Raw genomic sequence first — 26551 nt, 5'->3', positions numbered from 1 at the left:
GTCAGAGGTAACGCAAATCCAGAACGATGGAGCCGTCGAGGGGCACTTCCTGATTCAGGGTCAGGTACTGCGAAAAGTTGATGGCGGTGTCCACTTGAAGCTGGACCCTCAACTGGCTGATGAAGTCGGGTTGACGGTCGCCCGTCGGGGCAAAGGCCATATAGGATCGCGGGTAGCCATTGGGCTCGGGCGTCCAGCTTTCGCCGCTGTTGGTGGAGGCCAAGACCTGCATGGCCTGTGAGTCTCCCACCGGGTTGCGGTACGACAACGCCACGGAGCCGAGGCGTTCGTCCGGTGCATGGATGTTTCTGCCCAGCCCATAGAAAAAATCCGGTGCCAGGGAAGACTCCGCACGATTGTCGATACCCACCAGCGCAAACAGCATGGGCCTGGCGCATTGCACCTGCAGCTCGAGTTGCCGGCTGGGCAGCACGGTGAATTCGTCGACAAGGAGGGTGTGTGCGGGGATCTTTCCGTGGTCGACAAAACCTTCATCCGACAGCTCGATATAGCAGGCATCCGGTGTCACACGACCGGTTACCGTAAGCTCGGCAGCGGCGCCCGCACTGACCTTGGCCGCAGCGCCCAGGGATAACCACAACACGGCAAGGAAACGGGTGAACATAGTCATCGATTCATCACTGGCACGGGTGAACACAGCCCACGGCGAAGCCCATGCCCGTCAAGGATGAGGGCATGGGGCGCCATGGGTCAGAGGTACTTCACTTCAAGGGTGGCGGAGCCGTCGATGGTTACTTCGTTGCTCAGGTCCATGCCATCGGCGCGGTTGATAGCGGTGTACACGTTCAGGTCGACGGTCAAATCCTTAACTGCCAGGGGCTGGGTGTGGTCATCCATCGAGGCCACCGACATGTAAAGGCCTGCGTCCCACTCTGGCCATCTCATCCAATTCTGAAGGTCAGTGGAGGAGATCGTCTGCACTACCACGCCTTCATCGGCGACCGGGTTGCTCATGCGGATGTAGTAATAACCCAGTTGCTGGGTCTCGTTGATAAAGCCCAGCCCATAATATCCTGAGCCTGGCGGGCTTGAAGTTGCACGGTTATCCACCGAGTGCAGGGCAAACTGAATCGGGGCGTCACAATTGACTGTCATTGCCAGGGTCTGTCTACCGAGAAATGTCTGCCTGTCTGTATTCAAGTCCTTGGCGGAAATCTTGCCATGGTCGATCACGCCACCGCCGGACAAGCTGGGTGTGCAAGCGCTGGGCACGATCAGGCCTTTGACGGCCAGGTCCACGCTGGAGGCAGCGAAGGTGGTGGTCGAGCCGAGCAGCAATACGCCGGCGGCCAGGGTGGTCAATCGGGTTTTCATCGTAGGGACTCCTTAAAGGTAATTGACTTGTACGGTGGCGTGACCGTCGATAGGGACTTCGTCGGTCAACGTCAGGTTGTTGGCAGGTGCGATGTGGGTGATCAGGCGGATCTCGGCGTCCAGTTCCTGAACTGCAATCGGTATCACGTCGTCGCTGTGGGCGATCGCCGTCAGCAAGGTATGGCTGAGCATCACCGAAGGCATCCAGGTCACGCCGCCATCCCTTGAGGTGATGGTGCGCACGGAGACGCCGTCGGCCACGGGCAAATAGAGACCCAGCCCGGCATCGCCGACTTTTTCATCGCTGGGTGTGGTGCCCAGCCCATGCCAGCTGAAGTGGCTGGCGGCGGTGCCTGAACGGTTGTCGATGGTGTTGAGGGTGAAGTACGTCGGCCCGTCGCAGCGCACACTCAACAGCATGGTTTCTCTGGGCAGATCGGTGTAGGTGTCGGTGTTGAGGTCCTTGACCGACACCTTGCCGAAGTCCACAGTCCCGCCGCCGGAGATGACTGGTGAGCAAGCGCTGGGGGTGATGCTGCCGCGCACGAGCAAGTCTGTGTTGCTGGCGGCGAATGCTGTCGGGCTGAGGAGCAAGGCGCCTATCAGGCCGGATGCAAAAACATTCATGTCAGTGAGTCTCCTTGGGCAGGGGCAGAGGCGTTATAGGTATTTGACTTCAAGCGTGGCGGACCCGTTGATTGGAACCTCTGTGGTCAGATCCATTCCTGCTGTCGGCGCGATGATGGTTGCCACCATGAGGTCTGCCAACACCTGCTGGACCGGGGTGGGTGCCCACCTGCCGGTGATGTTGTCGCCAAACGAAGCGAGGTAGGAGGCTGGCCACATGTCACCCGGGAAACTTGCCCGCCAGGTGAGGCCGTTATCCGAGGACTCAATCATGGAGATCGCTGCGCCATCGGCGATCGGATTGCTTAAGGTCAGGGAGAAACTGCCTAATTTTTTTCCGCTGACCAAGCCCAGGCCATAGCTGTTCCTCGGATCGTGGGCGTCACCAACGTTATCAATGCCCTTCAGGGCTAGCAGGGTTGGCGCATCGCACGTGATGCCCAGTTGCAGGTTGTGACTTTTAAGCACGGTCCATCCATCCGGCCTCAAATCCTTGGCCGAAATTTTTCCGTGATCGACAATCCCGCCGCTTGAAAGGCTAGGTGCACAGGCGCTGGGTGTGATCAGCCCTTTGACGGCCAGTTCCACGCTGCTGGCTGCGAATGCCGATGAACTCATGGCGAGCAGCAGGGCACTGCTCAATAGGGCTACAGGGCTCTTCATTTTTCTGTTTTTTCCATTGCAGGCTGGCAGATAGAGGTGCGTGCAACGCAACGCCCGCTTCGGTGTCGGCGGGTGGTTGTCGGTGCGACGGTCTCGATATTTTTTGCGGCGGCCGAGGAGTGGCAAGCCGTCCCTCTTTTGGGGTGGGGCACAATTTAGCGAGAGGTGTGCGCGGGGGAAATACAACTAATACGACATTGGCAGGGTGGATCGAATAGGGCAGTTCGCGTTTTTTCGTAGTTGTTGTATCGGCTTTAAGTCACTCAAAAGGTTATTGGTTTTGTGTCGATAGCATTCAAAGGAATGTGGCGATCGTTGCTGCCTAAGTAGGCCTCTATGGCTATTGCGCCAGTGCCGAAGGTTGCTGCCGTATCAATAGCTACGAAGAGGTACTGATGGGTTCGCTGTCAGGTTCAACCGCAGGCGCGAGCCGCAAATCGAGATCGCCTGTTACTCCCCCGCCTCACTGGCGGCAGTTGCATGTCCTGGTGGCGGAGGATCATTCAGCCCACCGTCTATTGCTGGGTTGCTTGCTGCGAAAACTCGGGTTGGACCATGAGCTGGTCGCCGACGGGTATCTCGGGCGAGTGGCTTATGCTCGTCGGCCCTTTGACCTGGTGATCACTGATTGCCAGATGCCCGTCATGGACGGTTACAGCATGGCCCGCGCCATTCGCCAATATGAGCACCACGTCGGCTTGAGGCGAGTGCCGATCATCGCGTTGACCGCCGACCTGCAAAACGACAGCCCCCAGCGCTGCCGCGACGCGGGCATGGATGCCTGGCTGCTCAAGCCTCTGACCCTGGAACAATTAAGTGCCGTTCTGGCGCGATGGCTCCCGGATGCCGATCACGTGCCCATCGGTGAGGAGCCTGTTGCGCGGGTTTCGGGGTGGCCCGCCCGCGCGAGCCTGGTCGCGACGTTTGGCAGTGAACAGGTGGTCAATCAACTGTTGGAAAATCTGCTGGTCGAGGCTTGGCAAGACCACGACCTGTTGGGCCGTGCCTGTGCCGCATTGAACGCATCATTGACCGCCGAACGCCTGCATCGATTGACGGGTAGCCTGGTATTTATAGGAGGAACAGGGCTTGAGTCCTGTGCCGTGAGGTTGATCGAGCAGGTTCAGCGCGATGGCGTGTCTGCGCACCAGGCGGAGTTGACATCGTTCCAGGCACGCTTGCGCACCTATCTGGATTATCTGTCCACTCTGTGAAAGGTGTTTACAGAGGGTTTAAGTTATTTGGAAGTCTAGTTTTTGCTGTAGGTGGTTTCCTATTATGTTGTAGTCCAAAAAATAGCCGCTACTAAACATTGGCTTCGGCTGCAAGTGGGTCTTTGTTAGTAGTTGTTGATGAGCGCTGACAGAGGTATTTTGCGCGGATTCAAGTTGCCACCATTCGTAGGTATCTATGCTTCGAGTAATTATTGCTGACGATCACCCTATTGTTCGAGTCGGGCAGAGAGTCGTGATTGAGGCGAATGGCAAGTGCAAGGTGGTCGGCGAAGCCGACGGCCCCGATCAATTACTCGGGGTGTTGAGTACTACGGCATGTGATGTGCTGGTCACCGATTTTGCCATGCCGGGCGGTCAGCAAGCTGATGGCTACAGCCTGTTGAGCCTGTTGCGTCGTCAGTACCCGAACGTGCCGGTGATCCTGGTGACGATGTTCGCCAACGTTGCCACCCTGCGTGCCTCCTTCGCCCATGGTGCCAAGGCAGTGGTCGCCAAAAGTGCCTCTGCCAAGGAGTTGCCCCTGGCGATCAAAGCCGTGTGCGCGGGCCAGACCTTCGCCAGTGAATGCCTGCGGGTGCAACTGGTGGAGGCGGGGACAGGCAATCAGTCCCATGAGCCGCAGTTGTCCGGCAAGGAGAGCGAGGTGGTGCGTATGTTGGCCAGCGGCATGACTGTCAGCCAGATCGCGGCCAAGGTCCACCGGAGTATTTCCACTATCAGCAAACAGAAAAGTACAGCGATGCAGCGGCTGAGTATCTCTACCGATGTTGAACTGTTCGCCTATGCGCGTGCATCGGGAATGGTGCCTTAGAAAGTTGCAGTTTTATGACAGTGGTTTAACTAAAGGCCAAGTGCAGGATTCGTATTAGTTGTGTGGGGCTGGTGCGCTAAGTGCTCTAACTTGTTGTTAGCGCCTGCTGGCATTAGTTGAGGGTTGTTTAAATTCCCGGTCAAATTAGTTGAGACGAAATACCCATTGTGCGATGTACTTGCTTGTGCCCGCGTAACCGCTGGTTAATCGACCGTAAGTGATGCGACCCTGACGGAGGTCAGTTGCAACGCGCCTGCATTGATAGCCGTCAAGGCCGCGCGGCTAGTGTTCAAATCCGCACTGACGACCGCTGAAGAGATCCAGATCGACGGCAGCGCTATTTTTGTCATGAATGCCCATGGTCTTCGCGGCCTGTGCGGATTATCGTGCAGGCCTGACAATAATTGCTGCGGAACCTGCCCATGAGTGCTGCCCACGATGCCCTGATCCACCGCTTCTATGAGGCCTTTCAGCGCCTTGACGCCGAGGCCATGGCCGCTTGCTACACCGACGATGTGGTCTTCAGCGACCCGGCTTTCGGCGAACTGCGCGGGCGAGACGCCGGTGATATGTGGCGCATGCTTACCACGCGGGCCAAGGATTTTTCCCTGACGTTCGACCATGTGCGCAGCGATGACAGCACCGGCAGTGCCCATTGGGTGGCGACGTATTTGTTCAGCGCCACCGGCAATACCGTGGTCAACGATATCGGTGCGCGGTTCGTGTTCCGTGACGGCAAGATCTGTGAACATCACGACCACTTCGACCTGTGGCGTTGGTCGCGCCAGGCGTTGGGCCTCAAGGGCCTGTTGCTGGGTTGGTCGCCCGCGCTGAAAAACGCGGTACGTGCCCAGGCGCTCAAAGGCTTGAAGGCATTTCAGGCCGGGCGTTGATAAGCTTGGCGCTCTTCTGGTTTGCCGACATCGACTTGTGACTGATCCCTCTGAACCCAAACCCTGGTTCGTCTACCTGGTGCGTGCCGCCAATGGCTCGCTGTACTGCGGTATCAGCAATGACCCCGTGCGCCGGTTTGCCGCGCACCAAAGCGGCAAGGGCGCACGGTTTTTTCTGTCCAGCCCTGCCGTGGCCTTGGTCTATACCGAGCAATGTGCGAGCAAGGGCGAGGCGCTGCGTCAGGAGCGCTTGATCAAGAAATTGAAGAAGAGTGCCAAGGAGTGCCTGGCCGCGAGTGGCCTCGAGGGCGGCATACACAAAAATAGTTGCGAACCCATGTGAGGTAAACCTGCGCCCCATCCGTGTAGTGCTTGAAACTGCGATCTATTCGCATTAACAGCGTTTTCAACACGGGTTCTCAGAGCATGAAGTCGACGGCGGGCGGTTGGGTAAAACAGTGGCTGGGAGCTTCGGTCTTGGCAGTGTCGGGGCTGGCGTTGCTGCCCTTGAGCGTTGCGCGTGCGCAGGAGCAGCACAGCGCCCAGTTCAATTTTGCCCTGGCAGCCAAACCACTGCCCCAGGCCCTGAGCGAGTTCAGCCGGGTCACCGGCATCAGCGTGATCTATACCGATGAAGCGCCCTACGGCCTCAATGCCCCGGCAGTCAGCGGGCCGATGACGGCTCAGCAGGCGCTGCAACGCCTGCTGAGCCGATCCGGCTTCACGTTCCGCCAGATCGATGCCCGCACCCTGGCGCTGGAGCCGGTGCCAACCGACGGCGCGGTCAACCTCGGCGCTACCACCATCAGCGGCGCCAACCTCACCCAGGACAGCACCAGCTACCAACCGCCGCCGACCAGCTCGGTAATGCGCTCCCATGGGTTGCTGTTGGAAACCCCACAAACCGTCAACGTAGTGCCTGCTCAAGTGCTGCGCGACCAGCAACCGCGCAACCTGGATGACGCGCTGGGCAATATCAGCGGTATCACCCAGACAAACACCCTCGGCAGCACCCAGGACGCGGTGATGTTGCGCGGCTTTGGCGACAACCGTAACGGCTCGATCATGAAGGACGGTATGCCAATGGTGCAGGGCCGTGCCTTGAACGCGACAGCCGAGCGCGTCGAAGTGCTCAAGGGCCCGTCGTCGCTGTTGTATGGCATCCAGGACCCAGGCGGTGTAGTCAATATCGTCAGCAAAAAGCCTGAGCTGGTGCAGTCCACCTCCCTGACCGCACGCGGTTCGACCTTCGGCAGCGGCAAGAACGGCAGCGGCGGTAACCTCGACACCACCGGGCCCCTGGGTGACAGCGGCCTGGCTTATCGCCTGATCGTCGACCATGAAGACGAAGACTACTGGCGCAACTACGGCACCCACCGCGAAACCCTGGTGGCGCCGTCCCTGGCCTGGTATGGCGACACCACCCAAGTGCTGCTGGCCTATGAGCACCGCGAATTTCTCGCGCCGTTCGACCGTGGCACCGCCATCGATCCCAAGACCAACCATCCGTTGAACATCCCCGCCACTCGCCGTCTGGATGAGCCGTTCAACAACATGGAAGGCCGCTCCGATCTGTATCGCCTGACTGTCGATCATGATCTGAACGACGACTGGAAAGCCCACTTCGGTTACAGCTGGAACCGCGAGACCTACGACGCCAGCCAGGTGCGCGTGGTCAAGGTCAACACCAACGGCACCCTGACCCGCAGCATGGACGGCACTCAGGGCGCACTGACCACCGACCGCTTCGCCACCGCCAGCCTTGAAGGCAAAGTAGATGCCGCAGGTATGCAGCACGACCTGGTGTTCGGCCTGGACGATGAGTACCGCAAGATCTACCGCGCCGACCTGATCCGCCAGGCACCGCGGGGCAGCTTTGATTACACCAACCCGGTATACGGCAACGAAGTCGCCGGTTCCAAAGTCAGCGCGCCGGACAGCAACCAGACCGATCTTTTGCGCAGCGATTCGCTGTTCTTCCAGGATGCCATCCACCTCAACGATCAATGGATTCTGGTCGGCGGTGCGCGCTACCAGATGTACGACCAATACGCCGGCAAAGGCGTGCCGTTCACCGCCAACACCGACGGCAATGGCCAGAAGTGGGTGCCTCGGGCCGGGTTGGTGTATCGCTACAGTGACGAATTGTCGTTCTACGGCAGCTACACCGAGTCGTTCAAACCCAACTCCACCATCGCGCCACTGGCCAATAAAACTGTGTTGAATGGCAGTTTGCAGCCGGAGGAATCCAAAGCCTGGGAGCTGGGTACCAAGTTCGACCTGCCGGGGCGTATCACCGCCAGCGCAGCACTGTTCACCATCGATAAACGCAACGTGTTGGTGCAGGTAGGCGAGGGCCTGACCTCGGAGTACAGCGTGGCCGGCAAAGTGCGCTCCCGTGGTCTGGAGTTGGATGCCAGCGGCCAGCTGACGGATAAGTGGAGCCTGATCGGCAGCTATGCCTACACCGATGCCGAGGTCACCGAAGACCCCAAGCTCAAAGGCAACCGCCTGCAGAACGTGGCAAAAAGCACCGGCTCGCTGTCAGCGGTGTATGACTTCGGCAGCATCCTGGGCGGTGATCAATTGCGCGTCGGCGCCGGGGCGCGTTATGTCGGCGAGCGGGCAGGGGACGCGGCCAACAGTTTCGAGCTGCCCAGCTACACCGTGGCTGATGTGTTCGCCAGCTACGACACCAAGCTTGAGGGGCAGAAGGTCAAGTTCCAGCTCAACGTGAAAAACCTGTTCGACCGTACCTACTACACGTCCTCGGTGAATACGCAGTTTGTGTCCATGGGCGATGCGCGGCAGGTGTCGGTGTCCAGCACGCTTACCTTCTAACGCCATCCCTTTGTAGGAGCGAGCTTGCTCGCGAAAAACGTCAACGCTCACGCGGGCTGCCTGGTTCAGCGCGGTGACTGTGCGTTCTTCGCGAGCAAGCTCGCTCCTACAGTGTTAGCGTTGCCGTTATTGTTGATTTTGCGGGAACGGCACACTGATGCACTTTGGAAAATGGATACACACCGGCACTCTGCTGGTCGGCTTAAGCTTCTTGCTGGGCGGCTGCGCCAGCGTTTCACCGACTTCCACCCCGGCAACCCTGGATAAGTTGTTAAGCGACCCGGCGCTGCACGGCGCTACCGTCTCGCTGATGGTGCGCGATGCCCGCAGTGGCGCCACGCTCTATCAGCACAACCCTCGTACCCGGCTGGTGCCGGCGTCCAATCTCAAATTGCTGACCACTGCCGCAGCGATGGATGTACTGGGACCGCAATACCGCTTCGCCACCCAACTGCTGAGCAATGGCATACGCCAGGGCGACCGCCTGACCGGCAACCTGTACCTGCGTGGCCTGGGCGACCCGAGCATTCAGTTTGCCGACTACCAGGCGTTGGCCGCGCAATTGGCCAGCCAGGGCGTGCGCCAGGTGCAGGGTGATCTGGTGTTCGATGACACCTGGTTCGATGCCGAGCGATTGGGGGTGGATTGGTCCCATGACGATGAAACCACCTACTACGGCGCGCAGATCTCGGCGCTGACCGTGGCGCCCAATGCGGATTTTGATGCGGGCAGCGTGCTGGTTACGGCCAAGGCGCCATTGCGGAACGGCTCGCCGGTGAGTGTCGATATTTTCCCGCCTACTGATTACCTGCAACTGAGCAACCGTGCCATGAGCGGACCGGGCAACAGCTATGGAATCAATCGCCGTCACGGCACCAACCTGTTGCAACTCAGCGGCGCAGTAGCGCCGGGAAAGCAGAGCCAGCAATTGGTCAGCGTCTGGGAGCCAACGCAACTGGTCGCGAATCTGTTTGAACAAGCCCTGGCGCAACAGGGCATTACCGTACTGGGGCGTCGGGTGATGGGCGGGGCAAGCCCGGCGGCGGTAACGGTGCTGGCCGAGCACCAATCGGCGCCGTTACAGGCGTTGATCACACCGCTGCTCAAGCTTTCGAACAACAATATGTCTGAAGCCTTGCTCAAGGCCATGGGGCGCAAGACGGCCAATAGCGGCACGGCAGCGGCGGGTGCTCTGGCGGTGGCCGGGTTCCTCAAGCGCCAGGGGCTGGAAACCGCCACATTCAGTCAGGTCGACGGCTCAGGCCTGTCGCGGCGCAACCTGGTGTCGTCGCAAACCCTCACCGACCTGCTGCTGGCCGCCAGCAAACAGCCGTGGTTCGACGCCTGGTACAACGCGCTGCCGATTGCCGGCAACACCGACCGCATGACCGGCGGCAGCCTGCGCTATCGCTTGCGCGACACGCAGGCGCAAAACAACCTGCACGCCAAGACCGGCTCCATGGGCGGCGTGTCGTCATTGAGTGGGTACATCACCGATGCCGGCGGGCGCAAGCTGGTGTTCTCGATGCTGACCAACAACTACGTGGTGGCCGGCGCGCAGGTCAAGGCGTTGGAGGATCGCGTGGCCGTGGCCGTGGCGCTGGCGCGCAGCGACGAGTGATTCAGGGCTGATAGCCCATCCGCCAACTCACGGCCCGGGTCGCCGCCAGCAAGCGCTGCGCCGCCGGGCCATCTTCATCGGCATGGAACAGCGAGGTTGGGCCGACCACGGTCATCACCGCCGCGACTTGCCCGACCGCATTGAACACCGGCGCCGACAACGCATCCACGCCGGGCATCAGCAGGCCATGTACAAAGTGCAGGCCGCGGCTGCGGATTTGCTCGCACACGCTGGCATAGGCTTGATCGTCCGCCAAGGTGTGAGCGGTGCCGGCTTGAACCTCGCGTTCGCGCAACTCCACGGTTTCCCGCGACGGCAAGTAGGCGCTGAACACCAGTCCGGTGGACGAGCTGAGCAGCGGCAGCACTGAGCCCAACTGCGTCACCACGGTGACGGCGCGCACGGCTGGCTCAATCTGCACCACGGTCGCGCCCTGGTTGCCCCACACCGCCAGAAAGCAGGTTTCATTCAACTCATCGCGCAGTTCGGCCAAGGGCATGGCGCCGACTTTCAACACATCCATGCTGCCCAGCGCCGCCAGCCCCACGCGCAACGCTTCGCGGCCCAGGCCGTAATGGTTGGTGGCGCTGTTCTGTTCGGCAAAACCCGAGGCGATCAGCGCCTGCAAATAGCGGTGGACCTTGCTCGCTGGCATCTGCACATGCTCGGCCAGGCGTGACAGCGAGGTGGCCGGGGACAGTTCGGCCAGGGCCTTGAGAATATCGGTGCCGACTTCCGCCGAGCGGACTTTCTGTTTACCGGTGTCGCGGGGCTTTTCCATGGACGGGCGAGAATCCGAGAGATGAATGGGCGTCTTTATAGCTTGACGGTCGACAGTGATCAAATTACGTTATGCGTAACTGGATTACGATAAAAACAACTTCTGTACAGAGGAAGATCCATGGACCTCGAATACCTTTCGGGTTTCGGCAACGAATTCGCCAGCGAAGCCTTGCCTGGCGCGCTGCCGGTCGGCCAGAACTCGCCGCAAAAAGCCCCCTACGGGCTCTACACCGAACTGTTTTCCGGCACTGCCTTCACTATGGCGCGTAGCGAAGCCCGGCGCACCTGGCTGTACCGCATCCAGCCGTCCGCCAATCACCCGGCGTTCGTCAAACTTGCGCGGCAATTGGCCGGTGGCCCGCTGGGGGCGGTGACGCCCAACCGCCTGCGCTGGAACCCGCTGGATATTCCGAGTGAACCCACGGACTTTATCGATGGACTGGTCGGCATGGTTGCCAACTCGGGGTCGGAAAAACCTTTGGGCATCAGCATTTATAATTACCGCGCCAATTGTTCCATGGAGCGCGTGTTCTTCAACGCCGACGGCGAGCTGCTGATCGTGCCGGAGCAGGGCCGCTTGCGCATCGCCACCGAGCTGGGTGTGCTGGACGTCGAGCCGCTGGAAATCGTCGTGCTGCCCCGTGGCCTCAAGTTCCGTATCGAACTGCTGGACGCGCAAGCCCGCGGTTACGTCGCTGAAAACCATGGCGCCCCGCTGCGCCTGCCTGACCTGGGGCCGATTGGCAGCAACGGCCTGGCTAACCCGCGCGATTTCCTCACGCCCGTCGCCCGTTACGAAGACCTCAAGCAACCGACCACGCTGGTACAGAAATTCCTCGGCGAACTGTGGGCCTGCGAGCTGGATCACTCACCACTCAACGTGGTCGCCTGGCACGGTAATAACGTGCCGTACAAATACGACCTGCGTCGCTTCAACACCATTGGCACGGTGAGTTTTGACCATCCGGATCCGTCGATCTTCACCGTGCTGACCTCGCCCACCAGCGTGCACGGCCTGGCCAACCTCGACTTCGTGATCTTCCCGCCGCGCTGGATGGTGGCCGAGAACACCTTCCGGCCGCCGTGGTTCCATCGCAACCTCATGAACGAATACATGGGCCTGATCCAGGGCGCCTACGACGCCAAGGCCGAAGGCTTCGTACCCGGCGGCGCGTCGCTGCACAGCTGCATGAGCGCCCACGGCCCGGATGGCGAGACCTGCACCAAGGCCATCAACGTGGACCTGGCGCCGCACAAGATCGATAACACCATGGCCTTCATGTTCGAGACCAGCCAAGTGCTGCGTCCGACCCAGTTCGCCCTGGAGTGCCCCCAACTGCAACCTGCTTACGACGCGTGCTGGGCCTCGCTGCCCGCCACCTTCAACCCGAACCGGAGATAACCCATGACTCAACCAACGCAGACCCGCAGCTGGGTGGCCTCGGCCAATGGTCACGCGGATTTTCCTCTGCAGAACTTGCCCCTGGGCGTGTTCAGCATCAACGGCTCGGCACCGCGCAGTGGCGTGGCGATTGGCGACATGATCCTCGACCTGCACGCCGCGCTGGATGAGTTTGACGGTGATGCCCGGCGCGCCGTCGAAGCCACTGCGGGCGGGCAGTTGAACGCGTTTTTCGAACTGGGCCGTGGGCCTCGCGTTGCCCTGCGCCAGCGCCTGCTGGAACTGCTGGCCGAAGGCAGCAAGCTGCAAACCCGCGAGGCGCAAGTGCTGCACCGTGCCGCCGATTGCCAGATGCACCTGCCGGCCAAGATCAATGACTACACCGACTTCTATGTCGGCATCGAGCACGCGCAGAACGTCGGCAAACTGTTCCGTCCCGATAACCCGCTGTTGCCCAACTACAAGTACGTGCCGATTGGTTACCACGGCCGTGCATCGACCATTCGTCCCTCGGGTACAGAGGTGCGACGCCCTAAGGGCCAGACCTTGCCAGCCGGGCAGTCCGCGCCGACCTTTGGCCCATGCGCGCGCCTGGACTATGAGTTGGAGCTGGGCATCTGGATCGGCCAGGGCAATGCCATGGGCGATGCGATTGCCATTGGTGATGCCGCCGAGCATATCGCCGGTTTCTGCCTGCTCAACGACTGGTCGGCGCGGGATATCCAGGCCTGGGAGTACCAGCCGCTGGGGCCGTTCTTGTCGAAAAGCTTTATCACCAGCGTCTCGCCGTGGGTGGTGACTGCCGAAGCCTTGGAGCCTTTCCGCAAAGCCCAGCCGCCGCGCCCTGAAGGTGATCCGCAACCGCTGCCTTACCTGCTGGATAAGCGCGATCAGAACGCGGGCGCTTTTGATATCGAACTGGAAGTGCTGCTCACCACGGCCTCGATGCGTGAGCAAAACCTGCCCGCCCATCGCCTGACCCTGAGCAACACCGAGCACATGTACTGGACCGTGGCGCAAATGGTGGCGCACCACAGCGTCAATGGCTGCCAGTTGCAGGCGGGTGACCTGTTTGGTTCGGGCACGTTGTCTGGCCCGCAGCCGGGGCAGTTCGGCAGCCTGTTGGAAATTACCGAAGGCGGCAAGAAGCCGATTGAATTGGCCTCCGGCGAGGTACGTAAATTCCTTGAAGACGGCGACGAAATCATTCTGCGTGCCCGTTGCAGCCGAGAGGGCTTTGCCTCCATCGGCTTCGGCGAATGCCGCGGTACCGTGGTTGCGGCGCGCTGAGAGGGCAGGGCCATGGAACTCTATACTTACTACCGTTCTACCGCGTCGTATCGAGTACGTATTGCCCTGGCTCTCAAAGGCCTGGATTTCACCGCGCTGCCGGTCAACCTGCTGGTGCCGACAGGCGGCGCCAACCGCCAGCCTGAATACCTGGCGATCAACCCCCAAGGGCGCGTGCCGGCGTTGCGTACCGATGAAGGGGCGTTGTTGATCCAGTCACAGGCGATCATCGAGTACCTGGAGGAGCGTTATCCACAGGTGCCGATGTTCTCCAGGGATTTGCTCGTCAGGGCTCATGAGCGGGCGGTGGCGTCGATCATCGCCTGTGATATCCACCCGTTGCATAACTCCAGCACCCAGAACTTGCTGCGCAAGTGGGGGCACGATGAGGCGCAATTACTGGAGTGGATCGGGCACTGGATCAGCCAGGGCCTGGGCGCTGTGGAGCAGTTGATTGGCGACACAGGGTTTTGCTTTGGCGAGCAGCCGGGCTTGGCCGATGCGTTTCTGATCCCGCAGTTGTATGCGGCCGAGCGCTTCAAGGTGCCCTTGGCGGCATACCCACGCATTGGGCGGGTGGCGGCGTTGGCGGCCCAACATCCAGCCTTCGTGCAGGCCCACCCCGCCAATCAACCTGACACCCCCTGAACCCCCTGTAATGATCGTTCCTACGCTCAGCGTGGGAACGCCTCATGTGGCGCTCTGCGTCACGGCTCTAAAAACGGACGCGGAGCGTCCAGGGCTGTATTCCCACGCAGAGCGTGGGAACAATCATAAAAAAACAGGTACCTTGCGATGCACAATCAGATTGCCAGCTTTCGTGCGGCACTCGACGCCCGCCCGGTGTCGCGCTACCAATGGTTGATTCTCCTGCTGCTGGCACTGTTACTGGTCACCGATGGCTATGACGCCCAGGTGCTGGGCTATGTAGTGCCGGCGCTGGCCCAGGATTGGGGCCTGGAAAAGTCCGCGTTTGGCCCCGTGTTCAGCGCCAACCTGCTGGGCCTCACCCTGGGCTCGCTGTTGGTGACACCGCTGGCGGATCGGTTCGGCGTGCGACGTATCCTGCTGGCATGCGTGCTGATCTACGCCAGCCTCACGGTATTGATGGTGTTCGCCAATTCGCTGACCACGTTGATGGCGGCGCGGTTTATCTGCGGCATTGGCATGGGCGGCGCGATGCCCAGTGCCATGGCATTGATGTCTGAATACTCGCCGCCGCGGATGCGTACCTTGATGGTGACCCTGGCGGCCTGCGGCTTCTCGTTCGGCGGTGCAGCAGGCGGCTTTGTGGCGGCCGGGTTTATCGATGGTTTTGGTTGGCAGGCGGTGTTCCTGGCGGGTGGTGTGACGCCGCTGCTGCTGTTCCCGTTCCTGGTGTGGCTGTTGCCCGAATCCTTGCCACGCCTGTTGCGCGATGCACCGCCGTATCTGCGTTTGCGCAAAGTCACGGCGCGGATGCTGCCCGATTGGCAACCGCCACCGGCGACCGAAGCTGAAAACTTGCAGGAGCAGGGCAGCAAACTGACGGTGGTGGAGCTGTTTCGCAACGGCTACGCGCGCCCGACGCTGCTGATCTGGGCGACCTTTTTTGTCAGCCTCATCCTGCTGTATTTCATGATCAGTTGGTTGCCGTCGCTATTGCTCGAAAGCGGCCTGGCATTGAACGAAGCCAACCTGGTCACCTCCATGTTCCTGTTCGCCGGCACCTTGGGCGCCATCCTCATGGCCTGGTTTGCCGACCGTCTGAAAAGCAAAGTGCGGTTGCTGTCCGGCGTGCTGGCGGCGGCAGCGCTGTGCACCATTCTGCTGGGCTTGAACCACGACAACCCACGCTACCTGGTGGCCTGCGTGTTTGCAGCAGGGTTCTGCATCATCGGCGGGCAACTGACCCTCAATGCCTTCGCGAGCAACTTCTACCCGGCGCACGTGCGCGCCACCGGCACGGGTTGGGCGTTGGGTGTGGGGCGATTCGGATCGATTCTGGGACCGCTGTTTGGCAGCCTGCTGCTGGCGATGCATATACCGGTCGAGCAGATTTTCTTCTTCTGCGCGATTCCGGCGGTGATTGCAGCGTTGTTGATTATTCAGGTGCGCTCGCCGGGACCCACTACACCGAACACGCCATTGCCTGGCGATATTCTCAATCGCTAACTGTAGGAGCGAGCTTGCTCGCGAAAAACGTTAACGATAACGCGGGCATCATGGTTAAAAGGGGTGGCCTGGGTTTTTTCGCGAGCAAGCTCGCTCCTACAGTTGGGAGTTGGGTCAATGCACCACTGAGTTGGGCGGCAGATGCCCCAGCCGCTCGGTCAGGCGCAGGCGCTGGATCGGGTCGTCGCTGAGCAGCAGGGCGTGTTCCAGGTCGAAGCGTTCGGCGCTGGGGCAGTCCAGGCGTTGATACAGGCTGGCCCGCGCCAGGTAGTCGGAGGCGCTGGCGTTGCCCAGTTCCAGTACCCGCTCGGCGTCCACCAGGGCGGCCAGTGGCTCGTCGTTGGCAAGGTAGAGTTGGCGCAGGTTGCGCGACAGCCGTTGCAGGATGGCCCGTGGCTCGGCGGTCAGCAGGTGATCGGCCTGCAATTTCAGCTTCGCCCCGTACTGGCGCGCCAGCAACTCGCGACAGTCGTTGGGGTACAGGCGCCGGCCGCCGCAAGGGTCCAACAGGTGATCGGCTCCCGGTACCCGAAGCAGGAAGTGCCCAGGGAAGTTCACGCCGACCAGGGGGATATCCAGGCGCCGTGCCATCTCCAGTGCGATCAGGCCCATGGCCAAGGGTTGCCCGCGTTTGCGTTGCAGCACTTTGTCCAGCAGCGCGGCGGCGGGGCGCAACGGCGTGTGGTCATCCTGGGCAAACCCCAGGTCATTCATGCGCCGCAGCAGCGCCTGGCCGAGTTCATCCGCCGGTAGCAGGGGCATGCCCAGGCTGACCTGTTGTCGTAGCGCGCCAAGGTCGTGCAGGATCAACGCCGGCTGCACGCTGGCGTCATGCTCGGCAGCAATCCACAGCGCGGCCTCAAACAGCGCGGGGGGTGAACGGTCCAGGCAGGCGAAAAAGGCGGTGCGGGGATTCATTGAGTTCTCCGGCATATGCCCCCGTTTTAGCCTTGCTGCGAATTTTCGTCCAGCATCTTGAGAGATATCCCACGCTCTTATGTCGTAGATCCCACGAAAACGCGCGGCTTATTCCAGCGCAATCCAGCAGTTTTCTGCCGCAAGCCTATACTTGGCCCACTACCAGAAGTGATTCGGGAGCCCATTGATGTTTGCGCTCATGCACAGCACCCGCCTTGAATCGCTGCACCTGAGCGTTGATCCGGTGACCGGCTTGAAGGCGATCATCGCCATCCACAACAGTCGCCTGGGCCCAGCGTTGGGTGGCTGTCGCTACCTGGCTTACCCTAATGATGAAACCGCCGTGGCCGATGCCGCGCGCCTGGCGCAAGGCATGAGCTACAAAGCCGCGCTGGCCGGACTGCCGGTGGGCGGCGGCACGGCGGTGATCATCCGCCCCGTGCACGTGGAAAGCCGTGCGGCGCTGTTCGAGGCGTTTGGCCGTTGTGTGGAAAAACTCGACGGCCGCTTCATCACCTCGATCGACAGCGGTACCTCGGTCGCCGACATGGACTGCATTGCCCAGAACACTCGCTTTGTCACTAGCACCACCGCCGCCGGAGACCCTGCACCTCATGCTGCCATGGGGGTGTTTGCCGGTATCCGCACTACCGCCATGGCGCGCCTGGGCAGCGACAACCTCGAGGGCCTGCGCGTCGCGGTGCAAGGCCTGGGGAATGTCGGTTATGCCCTGGCCGAACAATTGCACGCCGCCGGTGCCGAGCTGCTGGTCAGCGACATCGACCACGGCAAGGTGCAACTGGCCATGGAGCAACTGGGTGCCCACCCGATTGCCAACGACGCCTTGCTCAGCACGCCCTGCGACATCCTCGCACCGTGCGGCGTGGGCGCCGTATTCAACCGTAACAGCGTCGGCCAGTTGCGTTGCGCCGCCGTGGCGGGTTCGGCCAGCGCTCAACTGACCAACCTGGACATCGCCGACCAATTGGAAGGCCGCGGCATCCTCTACGCACCGGACTATGTGATCAACTCTGGCGGGCTGATCTACGTCGCCCTCAAACACGCCGGTACCGACCTGCCAGGCATCACCGCGCACCTGTCGAACATCGGCAGCCGCCTGACCGAAATCTTTGCCCACGCCCAAGCCGAAAAACGCTCCCCCGCGCGGGTGGCCGATGAACTGGCCGAACGCTTGCTGTACAAATAGGCCAGGCATTAAAAAGGCCCTGAATCCATGATTCAGGGCCTGTTCAATTCGGGCTTTACTCCGCCGCCGGGTTCAGCAACTCGGACAATGCGTCCGGTTGGCTCTTGAACGCCTTGGCAAATACATCACGGTTCTTCGCCATGTAGATCCCGGCTTCTTCCACCTGCTGCTCGCTCAACGACGGCACGGCTTTTTGCAACACCTCTGCCAGCAACTCAGCGAGTTCAAGCATCTTGTCATGACGGTCAGCTTCGGCTTTATCCATGAACAAACGCTCCAGATCTCGGCTGCTGCGGTATACCACTTCGACGGCCATTCACCACCTCACATGCCTTCACGATAGTTGTCTTTTGCGACTACTGTATTTATATACAGCGAAAAGGATAAGCCAAACGTCGGGGTTTGGGTAGTAGGTTTTTAATGTAGCTGGGAAATAGGGGGCTGAACCGGAAATTTCGCACGGCACGCTGAGGTCGATGGTCGATCGTTCCCACGCGGAGCGTGGGAACGATCGGGGGGTAATTTAAGTGCCTCGTGTCACACGGCCACCATCTTATTCCCCAGCCCTGGCCTTTTTTCTGCATGCAGAACAACCGTCACGTCCACCCCGCATTATCCGGTCGAGCCGACCTAAGGAAGCATCATCGTGAAAATCAATTGGGCCGAAAGGCTGCGTCAGCAAGTACACGGGCTGGCCGAGTCGCTGGGTAATCTGTTTGTCGAGTCGTTCCATTACCTGGCGCTGTTCGCCATTGGTGCGGTGACCGCCTGGGCGGCGGTGATGGAATTTCTGGGGATGCTGGAGAACGGCCATATCAAGATCGATGACATCTTGCTGCTGTTCATCTACCTGGAATTGGGTGCCATGGTCGGGATTTACTTCAAGACCAACCACATGCCGGTGCGCTTCCTGATCTACGTGGCGATCACTGCGCTCACGCGTTTGCTGATCTCCAACGTGTCGCACCACAACCCGCCGGACGTGGGCATCATCTACCTGTGCGGCGGCATTTTGCTGTTGGCGTTTGCGATCCTGGTGGTGCGCTACGCATCGTCGGCCTTCCCTTCGGTGAAGGTCGAAAGCCCGCGTCGCAAGGGCGAGGCGAGCCTGGAGACCGAGAAGGGCGAGCTTTAAAGCCCGACGCTGAAGGGCAGGGTACGGGCGGGCGGTCGCTGCAGGAGTTTGTGGCTGTCGCCGTCCGTCATCAGCTCCAGAATTTCCACGGCGCTGTGGCCCTGTTCGATGGCGATGCCGAACTGGATGCTTTGCACCAGGCGCCTGAGGCGCTGCGGGTCGTTGCGTTGTTCGGCGCTGATCATGCGCTTGGCCACCACGCCAGTCTCGTCAGACAGGGTGAGCATGATGCTGCCGTCCAGCCTTTGGATGCTCAGGTTGACGCGGTATTGGGGGCTGAACGTGTCGGTGATGATCTGAAAAGGATTGTCCATGGTGCGTTACCGCCTGATAAGAACATGCAGTCATTGACGGCCGGTGTCGGGATTAGTTCGCATTGCCTGACCACTGGCCAAATTCCGTTTTCCTCAAAAGTTCTACAGCAAAGGGCGTGCCGTACAGCGATTTACCCGACATAGATATTCAAATGTGGGAGCGGGCTTGCCCGCGATTGCGGTGTATCAGCCAACAAGTACTTGGCTGAAGGACCGCAATCGCGAGCAAGCCCGCTCCCACATTTTTTGTGCTGTTTTTGGAGATCAGTGAGCTAATTCAGGGCATCACGGAAAAAACGATCGCAGACAGCGCAATCAGCCCGATCACCACCACAAATACATTGGATGCCTGGCCTGAATACTGGCGCAAAGATGGCACTCGGCGGATGGCGTACATCGGCATCAGGAACAGCAGGCACGCGATGATCGGCCCGCCCATGGTTTCGATCATGCCCAGGATGCTCGGGTTGAAGGTAGCCACGGCCCAGCAGGTCAGCACCATGAACAACGCGGTGCAGCGTTCCAGCCATTTGGACGACATCGAACGGTTGCGCCCACGCAGGGATTTGACGATCAGCCCCTGGAAGCCTTCGCTGGCACCAATGTAGTGACCCAGGAAGGACTTGGTAATCGCCACCAGCGCGATCAACGGTGCGGCGTAGGCAATCACCGGCGTCTGGAAGTGGTTGGCCAGGTACGACAGGATCGAAATGTTCTGCGCCTTGGCAGCGGCCAGGTCAGCCGGTGACAGCGCCAGCACGCAGCTGAAGCAGAAGAACATCACGGTCAGCACCATCATGCCGTGGGCGGTGGCCAGGATGCCGCTGCTTTTGCGCTCGGCCTGGGCGCCGTAGACGCGCTTCTGGTCCACGGCAAAGGCGGAGATGATCGGCGAATGGTTGAACGAGAACACCATCACCGGGATCGCCAACCACAGCGTTTTGAAGAACAGCGGCAGCGGCATGCCTTCGCTGGCCGAGGCGAAGAACGCGCCGTTCCAGTTGGGAATCAGGCTGAATGCCAGCAGCAGCAAGGCGGCAACGAAGGGGTACACCAGCACGCTCATGGCCTTGACGATTACGCGCTGTCCACACCGCACGATGGCCATCAGGCCGAGGATCAGCACCAGCGACAGAATCGCCCGTGGCGGCGGCGCCATGTGCAATTGGTGCTCCATGAAACTGCCCAGGGTGTTGGTCAGCGCCACGCTGTACACCAGCAGGATCGGGAAGATCGCAAAGAAATACAGCAGGGTGATCAGCTTACCGGCGCCGACACCAAAGTGTTCCTCGACCACTTCGGTGATGTCGCCGGATTTGCCCGACAGCACAAAGCGCGTCAGCCCACGGTGGGCGAAGAAGGTCATCGGAAAGGCCAGCAGCGCCAGCACGATCAGCGGCCAGAAACCGCCGACGCCGGCATTGATCGGCAGGAACAGGGTGCCCGCGCCGATGGCAGTGCCGTAGAGGCCGAGCATCCAGGTGGTGTCGTGTTTGGTCCAACCGGTGGTTACTGTGTTTTCTCTGACATCGGGATTTTCGGCAGCAGGTGTACGTACATCAGTCATCGGTATTGCCTCGTTATTATTTTTGCGCGGGCTCACGTTGGGGCGGGTAGCAGTGCTCCGATCAGCACTCCACCCAGCTGACCGCCAGGCCGCCCCGTGAAGTTTCTTTGTATTTGTCATGCATATCGGCGCCGGTATCGCGCATGGTGCGGATGACCCGGTCGAGGGAGATGAAGTGTTTGCCGTCGCCGCGCAGGGCCATCTGCGTGGCGTTGATCGCCTTGACCGCTGCAATGGCATTGCGCTCGATGCACGGCACCTGCACCAGGCCACCGACCGGGTCGCAGGTCAGGCCGAGGTTGTGTTCCAGGCCGATTTCGGCGGCGTTTTCCAGTTGCTCCGGGGTGGCGCCGAGGATATCGGCCAGGCCTGCGGCGGCCATGGCACAGGCCGAGCCCACTTCGCCCTGGCAGCCGACTTCGGCGCCTGAGATGGAGGCGTTTTTCTTGCAGAGGATGCCGACGGCAGCGGCGGCCAGGAAGAAATTGACCACGTCGTCGTCAGACGCGTCGGCGTTGAATTTCATGTAGTAATGCAGCACTGCCGGGATAATTCCGGCCGCGCCATTGGTCGGGGCGGTGACCATGCGCCCGCCAGCGGCGTTTTCTTCGTTGACGGCGAGGGCGAACAGGTTGACCCATTCCATCGCCGACAAGGTCGAGGTGATCACGTTGGGCTTACCGATTTCCAACAGGTTGCGATGCAACTTCGCGGCGCGACGGGGCACATCCAGGCCACCGGGCAGGATGCCTTCATCGCGCAGGCCCTGTTCCACGCACTCGCGCATCACCGACCAGATATGCAGCAGGCCGCTGCGGATCTCTTCGTCGCTGCGCCACGCCCGTTCGTTGGCCATCATCAACTCGGATACCCGCAGGCCGTGCTTGTTGCACAAGGCCAGCAGTTCTACGGCGCTGGAAAAGTCGTAGGGCAATTGCACGTCGCTGGTCGGCGCAATGCCTGATGCAGCTTCGGCGGCTTCGATGATGAAACCACCGCCCACCGAGTAATAGGTTTGTTCGCTCAGCAGGCCGCTGTCGCCATAGGCGTGCAAGGACATGGCGTTGGGGTGGTACGGCAGGCTTTCGTCCAGCAGCAGCAAGTCGGTGTGCCAGTTGAAAGCAATTGCCTGAGAGCCCGCCAGCAGCAATTGGCCGGACTCGCGCAGTTGCTGGATACGCGCATTGATCGATGTGGGGTCGACGCGATCTGGCCATTCACCCATCAAGCCCATGACACAGGCGCGGTCGGTGGCATGGCCGACACCGGTAGCGGACAGCGAGCCATACAGGCGCACTTCGACGCGACGGGTTTGGCTGAGCAAATGCAGGTCGGTCAGGGCTTGGGCGAATGTCGCGGCAGCGCGCATCGGGCCGACGGTGTGGGAACTGGAAGGGCCGATGCCCACCTTGAATAGATCGAAAACACTGATAGCCATGCTAAAGCCTTACAAGCAATGGAGTAGAAATCGCTGCCATGTTTTGTAGAGCAGGCGGAATTGGCGCGATACTGAGCCTCTGGATCAGTACTGACCAACGAATTATCCTAAGACACCCTTTAGCAGGACTAAACGCTATGACTCGCCCCCTCCATGGCCAGACCTATGTCTGGCTGCATGTGTTTTCCTGCGCTGCGCGGCATCTATCGTTCACCCGCTGCGCCGAGGAACTGCACATCACGCCGGGAGCGGTGAGCCAACAAATTCGCCAGTTAGAAGAGCGCCTGGGCTTTCGACTGTTTCATCGGCGTGCGCGAGGCGTTGAACTCAGCGCCGAGGGGCAGCGCCTGGCGGCCGTGGTGGGTGAGGCTTATGGCAGCATTGATGCCGAACTGCAGCGCCTGGACGCCGGGATGATCAGCGGCACCTTGCGCCTGCGTTCTATCCCCTCGTTTCTGGGCAAGTGGCTGACCCCGCGTCTGCCGCGTTTTCAGCAGCGTTTTCCGGACATTCAACTGCGCATGGTCGCCGAAGACAGCAGCATCGCCCTGCATGAAGGCGACTTCGACCTGGCCATCGACCTCAACGACGGCAGCTACCCTGGCTTGTTATCCACAGCCCTGTTGGACGAACAGATATTCCCGGTGTGCGCCCCCAGCCTGTTGCGTGGCCGCCCACCCTTGCATGGCCCGGCGGACCTGGCCCATTTCCCGCTGCTGCACGACATCACGGCCTGGCGTGGGAGTTATGAATATGCCGAATGGGAGTTTTACCTCAATGCCATCGGCTACCACGGTGCCGACGTACGGCGCGGGCACACCTTCAACCGCAATCATCTGACTATCGAAGCCGCCATCGCCGGCATGGGCGTGGCGATTGCGCGGCGCACCTTGCTGAACGATGAGCTGGAGCGCGGCACCTTGATCGTGCCGTTCGGCCTGGCCGTGCCCAACCATAAACGCTACGTGCTGCTGTATGCGCCGGGCGCGTTGAACCATCCGGGCGTGCGTGCGGTGCATGACTGGCTGGTGGAGGAAGCGGGGATTTTTCGCAGCTTGCACCCGTTGGGAGAGGGGCAATTGTGAGGAAAACAGAACGTAAGAAGTTGCAACTAACTCCCCACCCTACCAGCGTTTTTGCTCGTCGTCAGGGTTAATTTGTAATGTAGGATTTATCTTTGCAAAGGGGTTGAAATGTTTCAGCAGGTGCTCAATTGTGTAATCAAGAGGTCATGGTTTCACCACCCCGGTGTTGCAGTTTGTGACCTCTGGCGAGCTAGCTGAAATAAGGGAAGAACTATGCAAATCCAAGTCAATAGCGATAACCATATTGAAAGCAGCATCCGACTGGAGGAGTGGGTACGTACTACCATTGAGAGCACGCTCGAACGCTACGAAGAAGACCTGACCCGTGTAGAGGTCTACCTGCGAGACGAGAACGGCGACAAGCCCGGCCCTCACGATTTGAGTTGCCGCCTGGAAGCACGGCCAAAGGGCCATCAACCAGTTTCCGTGTGCCATAAAGCCGATACGCTGGAGCAAGCGATCGATGGCGCCGCAGTCAAGCTCGACCACGCACTGGAACATCTGTTTGGCAAACTGCAAGGCAAGCCGCGCGCTGCCGGTAAAAACCAGCCAATCAACAAAGTGAACGAAGACGCTTTGGAAGAGGAATTCCTGGAAAACGAAAACGCTGCCATTAACGGCTGATTTTTTCCATTCCCCCAATGAAAACGGGCCTGCACATGCAGGCCCGTTTTTCGTTCAGCGCTCGCGCCGGAAGAAATGCCGGCTCAGCAGCGCCAGCCCGCAGGCACCCAACCCCGCAAACAGCATGGCCCAGCCGGCGCCGCTGCGCAGTGCTGTTTGCGCATCCAGGATGGTCAGCCCCGGGGCATCCAACTTGCCGGCGGCAATATGCTGGCTGAGGCTTGCCCACTCCATTGCCGTGCTGTCAGGCAGCACATGGGCCAGGTTGTGGCTGATCCCCAACAACAACACAAGGCCCATCAGCGCGATATTGAGCGCCAGGGTGATCAGCCGTGCGCTGAAGTCGATGCCCGAGGCCATGCCTGCGCGGTCATTCGAGACGGAGCCGGTGGTGGTGTTGGTGGTCGGCGAATTGGTCAACGCCAGTCCGATACCGGCGATCACGCAACTGAGCAGCACCAGCGCCGTGCTGGGTTGTTCGGCGTAATTAACGGCGGCCATTCCCATGAACCCTGCGCCCATTACCCCCAGGCCCAGGGGAATGATGCGTTCGGCGCCAAAGCGTAGGGCCAGGCGTTCGGCCAGCGGCGGTACCAGCAAAGTCGGCAAGGTGTAGGCGAGCAAGGCGGCGCCTGTGGTCAGCGTGTCGTAACCCAGGCCCGCCTGGAAGTACAACGGCAGGTAAATCATGAACGGCCAGAAGCTGAAGTTCATGCCGATCGAGCCCATCAACGCGCCATTGAAACGTTGGATGCGGAACACCGAGAAGTCGAACATCGGATGGGCGCTGCGCCGCTCAATCAAGATAAACAGCAGCAGCCCGAAGACCGACAGGCCAGCCCAGCCGAGCATCGCCGGGGCGCCAAAGCCGATTTCGCTGCCCTGGGTGATGAAATAAACCAGCGCAAACACCGTGAGTGTCATGGTCAGCATGCCGGCGATGTCGAGGCGATGGTTGGCCGGGTCGCGGGACTCCTGCACGCTGATATGCAACAACGCCAAGGTGAACAGGGTCAGCGGTACATGCACCAGGAACACCCAGCGCCAGTCCGCCACGGCCAGGATCATGGCTCCCACCATCGGTCCGAAACCCAGGCCCACGCCAGCGATCACGCCCCATATCGCAAAGGCCCGCGCACGCGCCGCCGGCTCGCGGAACTGATGGGACAAGATCGCAAATTGGCAAATCATCATGGCCCCGGCGCCAATGCCCTGGACGAAACGCGCTGCGATCAGTGTCGGCGCATCGTTGGCCAAGCCACAGGCCAGCGAGGCCAGGGCGAATACCCACAGACACACCACCAGCACACGCCGACGACCGAAGCGATCCGCCAAGGTCCCCGCCGCCATCAGCACGCTGGTGCAGGCCAGGGTGTAGGCATTCATGATCCATTGGGCGTCTTGAAAGCCCGTGCCCAGTTCCTGTTCCAGCGTCGGCAGGATGACCGGCACGCTGGAGATTTCCAGGCCGAACATCAGGGCCACCAGGCAGACGGCGGTGAGGGCCAGGCCGTTCCTGGCGGTGCGCGGGGGAGTGAGGGCCGAGAGTGCGGCGGCGCGGGGCATACGACATTCCTTTCGAAAGCGGGAGGGGCTATTCTCTCGGGAATAAGGTTCCTTATTGGTGATAACTTTTCCACAAACAAGGGAATACAGGGCGACAATTAAGCATGGCTACTCCACGTTTTGATGGTGTCGAACTCTTTCTGCAGATTGTTGAAAGCGGCAACCTCACCGAAGCCGCCGAACGCCTGAACCTCACGCGTTCTGCGGTGGGCAAGGGCCTGGCGCGCCTGGAAGCACGCCTGGGCACTTGCCTGTTACAGCGTTCCACCCGGCGCCAGCGGTTGACCGAGGACGGGCAGGCTTACTACGAGCATTGCCTGCGCGCATTGGCAGAGCTGGAGGCCGCCGAGTCCGTGCTGGAAAGCGGCCGCCAGCAACCCCGCGGGCGTTTGCGAGTGAGCGTGCCCCTGGCGTTTGGGCATCACTATGCCGCGCCAGCGTTGTGGGCCTTGCTGGATCGTTATCCGGAACTGGAAATCGACCTTTGTTTTTCCGACCGCATGATCGACTTGGTGCAGGAGGGCTTCGATATGGCCGTGCGCATCGGCCCGTTGCCCGACACCGACCGCCTGAGCGCACGGCGCCTGGGGCAGCAGGCCATGGGGCTGGCAGCGTCGCCGGCGTATTTGCAGCGCAAGGGTGCTATTGGCAGTATCGAAGACCTGGCCGCTCATCGTGGCATTGCCTACCGCAGCAACACCGCGCAGCGCTCGCGCCTGGCTTCGCCCTTGATCGTGGACGACCTCCAGGCGGTAGCCGATGCCGCCATCGCGGGCGTAGGCCTGGCCTGGTTGCCGAGTTGGTTGATTGCCCACTATGCGCTGCGCGGGCAGTTGCAGGCCGTGCTGCCCAGCTACCGTGAGCAACCTGCGCCGATCCATGTGATCTGGCCGACGGCGGCGCATATGCCGGCCAAGACGCGGTGTGCCATTGACGCGTTGGTGGCGGCCACCCCGAGTTGCCTGGCGGGCAGTTAGATCCTGAACATACTGAAAACCATCTGTAGGAGCGAGCTTGCTCGCGAAAAACGTCAACGATAACG

At 60.7% G+C, this 26551-nt stretch carries 26 protein-coding genes; 15 read left to right on the top strand and 11 right to left on the bottom strand.

Annotated elements, in window-relative coordinates; genetic code table 11:
- Position 1: 1 nt before the first annotated feature.
- From HU730_RS07505 to HU730_RS07490, 4 genes are all read right to left on the bottom strand, one after another.
- On the bottom strand, positions 2-625 hold the full coding sequence (locus HU730_RS07505; RefSeq protein ID WP_230633879.1) for a DUF1120 domain-containing protein: 624 nt from the start codon (positions 623-625) through the stop codon (positions 2-4).
- Between the two features lie 86 nt (positions 626-711).
- A complete protein-coding gene (locus HU730_RS07500; protein ID WP_186527864.1) occupies positions 712-1335 on the bottom strand; it encodes a DUF1120 domain-containing protein in 624 nt (207 codons plus the stop codon).
- A gap of 12 nt (positions 1336-1347) precedes the next feature.
- Positions 1348-1962 carry a DUF1120 domain-containing protein gene (locus tag HU730_RS07495; RefSeq protein WP_186527863.1) on the bottom strand — a complete coding sequence of 205 codons (615 nt, stop codon included), beginning with the start codon at positions 1960-1962 and terminating at the stop codon, positions 1348-1350.
- Between the two features lie 33 nt (positions 1963-1995).
- Entirely contained in the window at positions 1996-2751 is a 756-nt protein-coding gene (locus HU730_RS07490) for a DUF1120 domain-containing protein (RefSeq protein WP_346345348.1), read from the bottom strand.
- 269 nt (positions 2752-3020) lie between these two features.
- Between HU730_RS07490 and HU730_RS07485 the strand changes: the two genes are divergently transcribed.
- From HU730_RS07485 to dacB, 6 genes are all read left to right on the top strand, one after another.
- Complete coding sequence (locus HU730_RS07485) at positions 3021-3839, top strand: response regulator (RefSeq protein ID WP_186527862.1); 819 nt, start codon at positions 3021-3023, stop codon at positions 3837-3839.
- A 196-nt stretch (positions 3840-4035) separates the two neighbouring features.
- Positions 4036-4671, top strand: coding sequence for a response regulator transcription factor (locus tag HU730_RS07480; RefSeq protein ID WP_034128686.1), 636 nt, complete (start codon positions 4036-4038; stop codon positions 4669-4671).
- Between the two features lie 422 nt (positions 4672-5093).
- A complete protein-coding gene (locus HU730_RS07475) occupies positions 5094-5564 on the top strand; it encodes a nuclear transport factor 2 family protein (RefSeq protein WP_054897730.1) in 471 nt (156 codons plus the stop codon).
- 37 nt (positions 5565-5601) lie between these two features.
- On the top strand, positions 5602-5907 hold the full coding sequence (locus HU730_RS07470) for a GIY-YIG nuclease family protein (RefSeq protein ID WP_096143429.1): 306 nt from the start codon (positions 5602-5604) through the stop codon (positions 5905-5907).
- Between the two features lie 83 nt (positions 5908-5990).
- Entirely contained in the window at positions 5991-8405 is a 2415-nt protein-coding gene (locus HU730_RS07465) for a TonB-dependent receptor (RefSeq protein ID WP_186527861.1), read from the top strand.
- 157 nt (positions 8406-8562) lie between these two features.
- Positions 8563-10026 (top strand): D-alanyl-D-alanine carboxypeptidase/D-alanyl-D-alanine-endopeptidase, encoded by a 1464-nt coding sequence (gene dacB / locus HU730_RS07460; protein WP_186527860.1) that lies wholly within the window; start codon positions 8563-8565, stop codon positions 10024-10026.
- A 1-nt stretch (position 10027) separates the two neighbouring features.
- On the opposite strand, the gene HU730_RS07455 is transcribed toward dacB, so the two are convergent.
- Positions 10028-10807 carry an IclR family transcriptional regulator gene (locus tag HU730_RS07455; RefSeq protein WP_186527859.1) on the bottom strand — a complete coding sequence of 260 codons (780 nt, stop codon included), beginning with the start codon at positions 10805-10807 and terminating at the stop codon, positions 10028-10030.
- 120 nt (positions 10808-10927) lie between these two features.
- Between HU730_RS07455 and hmgA the strand changes: the two genes are divergently transcribed.
- From hmgA to HU730_RS07435, 4 genes are all read left to right on the top strand, one after another.
- Complete coding sequence (gene hmgA, locus HU730_RS07450; RefSeq protein ID WP_186527858.1) at positions 10928-12211, top strand: homogentisate 1,2-dioxygenase; 1284 nt, start codon at positions 10928-10930, stop codon at positions 12209-12211.
- A gap of 3 nt (positions 12212-12214) precedes the next feature.
- Positions 12215-13501, top strand: a complete 1287-nt coding sequence (gene fahA, locus HU730_RS07445; RefSeq protein WP_034128679.1) for a fumarylacetoacetase — start codon at positions 12215-12217, stop codon at positions 13499-13501.
- Between the two features lie 12 nt (positions 13502-13513).
- Positions 13514-14149, top strand: a complete 636-nt coding sequence (maiA, locus tag HU730_RS07440; protein WP_034128678.1) for a maleylacetoacetate isomerase — start codon at positions 13514-13516, stop codon at positions 14147-14149.
- Between the two features lie 147 nt (positions 14150-14296).
- Positions 14297-15655 carry an aromatic acid/H+ symport family MFS transporter gene (locus HU730_RS07435; protein ID WP_034128677.1) on the top strand — a complete coding sequence of 453 codons (1359 nt, stop codon included), beginning with the start codon at positions 14297-14299 and terminating at the stop codon, positions 15653-15655.
- A gap of 114 nt (positions 15656-15769) precedes the next feature.
- Here HU730_RS07435 and HU730_RS07430 read toward each other — a convergent pair whose 3' ends face one another.
- Positions 15770-16573: a transglutaminase family protein gene (locus tag HU730_RS07430; protein ID WP_034128676.1), complete on the bottom strand. Its 804-nt coding sequence runs from the start codon at positions 16571-16573 to the stop codon at positions 15770-15772.
- 187 nt (positions 16574-16760) lie between these two features.
- Here HU730_RS07430 and HU730_RS07425 point away from each other — a divergent pair, with 187 nt between their 5' ends.
- A complete protein-coding gene (locus HU730_RS07425; RefSeq protein ID WP_034128675.1) occupies positions 16761-17780 on the top strand; it encodes a Glu/Leu/Phe/Val dehydrogenase dimerization domain-containing protein in 1020 nt (339 codons plus the stop codon).
- Between the two features lie 55 nt (positions 17781-17835).
- Here the strand turns inward: HU730_RS07425 and HU730_RS07420 are convergent, their stop codons facing one another.
- On the bottom strand, positions 17836-18096 hold the full coding sequence (locus tag HU730_RS07420) for a YebG family protein (RefSeq protein WP_003188807.1): 261 nt from the start codon (positions 18094-18096) through the stop codon (positions 17836-17838).
- 330 nt (positions 18097-18426) lie between these two features.
- Between HU730_RS07420 and HU730_RS07415 the strand changes: the two genes are divergently transcribed.
- The gene (locus tag HU730_RS07415) at positions 18427-18915 is read left to right on the top strand and encodes a phosphate-starvation-inducible PsiE family protein (RefSeq protein ID WP_003188808.1); all 489 of its coding nucleotides are present in this window, start codon (positions 18427-18429) and stop codon (positions 18913-18915) included.
- Here the strand turns inward: HU730_RS07415 and HU730_RS07410 are convergent.
- The 3 genes from HU730_RS07410 to HU730_RS07400 all read right to left on the bottom strand — a co-directional run bounded on the left by HU730_RS07410 (position 18912) and on the right by HU730_RS07400 (position 22234).
- On the bottom strand, positions 18912-19229 hold the full coding sequence (locus tag HU730_RS07410; RefSeq protein ID WP_034128674.1) for a DUF3509 domain-containing protein: 318 nt from the start codon (positions 19227-19229) through the stop codon (positions 18912-18914). The two genes, HU730_RS07415 and HU730_RS07410, sit on opposite strands and share 4 nt — an antisense overlap.
- A gap of 277 nt (positions 19230-19506) precedes the next feature.
- Positions 19507-20796, bottom strand: coding sequence for an HAAAP family serine/threonine permease (locus HU730_RS07405; protein ID WP_034128673.1), 1290 nt, complete (start codon positions 20794-20796; stop codon positions 19507-19509).
- Positions 20797-20857: 61 nt separating this feature from the next.
- A complete protein-coding gene (locus HU730_RS07400; RefSeq protein ID WP_034128672.1) occupies positions 20858-22234 on the bottom strand; it encodes an L-serine ammonia-lyase in 1377 nt (458 codons plus the stop codon).
- A gap of 137 nt (positions 22235-22371) precedes the next feature.
- Between HU730_RS07400 and HU730_RS07395 the strand changes: the two genes are divergently transcribed.
- On the top strand, positions 22372-23319 hold the full coding sequence (locus tag HU730_RS07395) for a LysR substrate-binding domain-containing protein (RefSeq protein ID WP_054897740.1): 948 nt from the start codon (positions 22372-22374) through the stop codon (positions 23317-23319).
- Positions 23320-23532: 213 nt separating this feature from the next.
- On the top strand, positions 23533-23943 hold the full coding sequence (locus tag HU730_RS07390) for an HPF/RaiA family ribosome-associated protein (RefSeq protein WP_003188815.1): 411 nt from the start codon (positions 23533-23535) through the stop codon (positions 23941-23943).
- A gap of 54 nt (positions 23944-23997) precedes the next feature.
- On the opposite strand, the gene HU730_RS07385 is transcribed toward HU730_RS07390, so the two are convergent.
- Positions 23998-25509, bottom strand: a complete 1512-nt coding sequence (locus tag HU730_RS07385; RefSeq protein ID WP_186527857.1) for an MFS transporter — start codon at positions 25507-25509, stop codon at positions 23998-24000.
- A gap of 104 nt (positions 25510-25613) precedes the next feature.
- Here HU730_RS07385 and HU730_RS07380 point away from each other — a divergent pair, with 104 nt between their 5' ends.
- A complete protein-coding gene (locus tag HU730_RS07380; protein WP_127880860.1) occupies positions 25614-26486 on the top strand; it encodes a LysR family transcriptional regulator in 873 nt (290 codons plus the stop codon).
- Positions 26487-26551 lie beyond the last annotated feature (65 nt).

This window comes from Pseudomonas sp. SWRI22 (assembly GCF_014268395.2).
Taxonomy (GTDB): Bacteria; Pseudomonadota; Gammaproteobacteria; order Pseudomonadales; family Pseudomonadaceae; genus Aquipseudomonas; species Aquipseudomonas paracarnis.
The sequence above is the reverse complement of the archived record's forward strand: the minus strand, read 5'-3'. Positions and strand labels throughout refer to the sequence as shown.

Bases quoted from the DNA above. Each gene is read 5' to 3' on its own strand.
- HU730_RS07380 (WP_127880860.1), top strand. From the start codon at position 25,614: ATGGCTACTCCACGTTTTGATGGTGTCGAACTCTTTCTGCAGATTGTT.
- maiA (WP_034128678.1), top strand. From the start codon at position 13,514: ATGGAACTCTATACTTACTACCGTTCTACCGCGTCGTATCGAGTACGT.
- HU730_RS07400 (WP_034128672.1), bottom strand. From the start codon at position 22,234: ATGGCTATCAGTGTTTTCGATCTATTCAAGGTGGGCATCGGCCCTTCC.
- HU730_RS07485 (WP_186527862.1), top strand. From the start codon at position 3,021: ATGGGTTCGCTGTCAGGTTCAACCGCAGGCGCGAGCCGCAAATCGAGA.
- dacB (WP_186527860.1), top strand. From the start codon at position 8,563: ATGCACTTTGGAAAATGGATACACACCGGCACTCTGCTGGTCGGCTTA.
- HU730_RS07505 (WP_230633879.1), bottom strand. From the start codon at position 625: ATGTTCACCCGTTTCCTTGCCGTGTTGTGGTTATCCCTGGGCGCTGCG.
- fahA (WP_034128679.1), top strand. From the start codon at position 12,215: ATGACTCAACCAACGCAGACCCGCAGCTGGGTGGCCTCGGCCAATGGT.
- HU730_RS07465 (WP_186527861.1), top strand. From the start codon at position 5,991: ATGAAGTCGACGGCGGGCGGTTGGGTAAAACAGTGGCTGGGAGCTTCG.
- HU730_RS07410 (WP_034128674.1), bottom strand. From the start codon at position 19,229: ATGGACAATCCTTTTCAGATCATCACCGACACGTTCAGCCCCCAATAC.
- HU730_RS07430 (WP_034128676.1), bottom strand. From the start codon at position 16,573: ATGAATCCCCGCACCGCCTTTTTCGCCTGCCTGGACCGTTCACCCCCC.
- HU730_RS07480 (WP_034128686.1), top strand. From the start codon at position 4,036: ATGCTTCGAGTAATTATTGCTGACGATCACCCTATTGTTCGAGTCGGG.
- HU730_RS07455 (WP_186527859.1), bottom strand. From the start codon at position 10,807: ATGGAAAAGCCCCGCGACACCGGTAAACAGAAAGTCCGCTCGGCGGAA.
- HU730_RS07495 (WP_186527863.1), bottom strand. From the start codon at position 1,962: ATGAATGTTTTTGCATCCGGCCTGATAGGCGCCTTGCTCCTCAGCCCG.
- HU730_RS07425 (WP_034128675.1), top strand. From the start codon at position 16,761: ATGTTTGCGCTCATGCACAGCACCCGCCTTGAATCGCTGCACCTGAGC.
- HU730_RS07395 (WP_054897740.1), top strand. From the start codon at position 22,372: ATGACTCGCCCCCTCCATGGCCAGACCTATGTCTGGCTGCATGTGTTT.
- HU730_RS07475 (WP_054897730.1), top strand. From the start codon at position 5,094: ATGAGTGCTGCCCACGATGCCCTGATCCACCGCTTCTATGAGGCCTTT.
- HU730_RS07405 (WP_034128673.1), bottom strand. From the start codon at position 20,796: ATGACTGATGTACGTACACCTGCTGCCGAAAATCCCGATGTCAGAGAA.
- HU730_RS07385 (WP_186527857.1), bottom strand. From the start codon at position 25,509: ATGCCCCGCGCCGCCGCACTCTCGGCCCTCACTCCCCCGCGCACCGCC.
- HU730_RS07500 (WP_186527864.1), bottom strand. From the start codon at position 1,335: ATGAAAACCCGATTGACCACCCTGGCCGCCGGCGTATTGCTGCTCGGC.
- HU730_RS07435 (WP_034128677.1), top strand. From the start codon at position 14,297: ATGCACAATCAGATTGCCAGCTTTCGTGCGGCACTCGACGCCCGCCCG.
- hmgA (WP_186527858.1), top strand. From the start codon at position 10,928: ATGGACCTCGAATACCTTTCGGGTTTCGGCAACGAATTCGCCAGCGAA.
- HU730_RS07420 (WP_003188807.1), bottom strand. From the start codon at position 18,096: ATGGCCGTCGAAGTGGTATACCGCAGCAGCCGAGATCTGGAGCGTTTG.
- HU730_RS07390 (WP_003188815.1), top strand. From the start codon at position 23,533: ATGCAAATCCAAGTCAATAGCGATAACCATATTGAAAGCAGCATCCGA.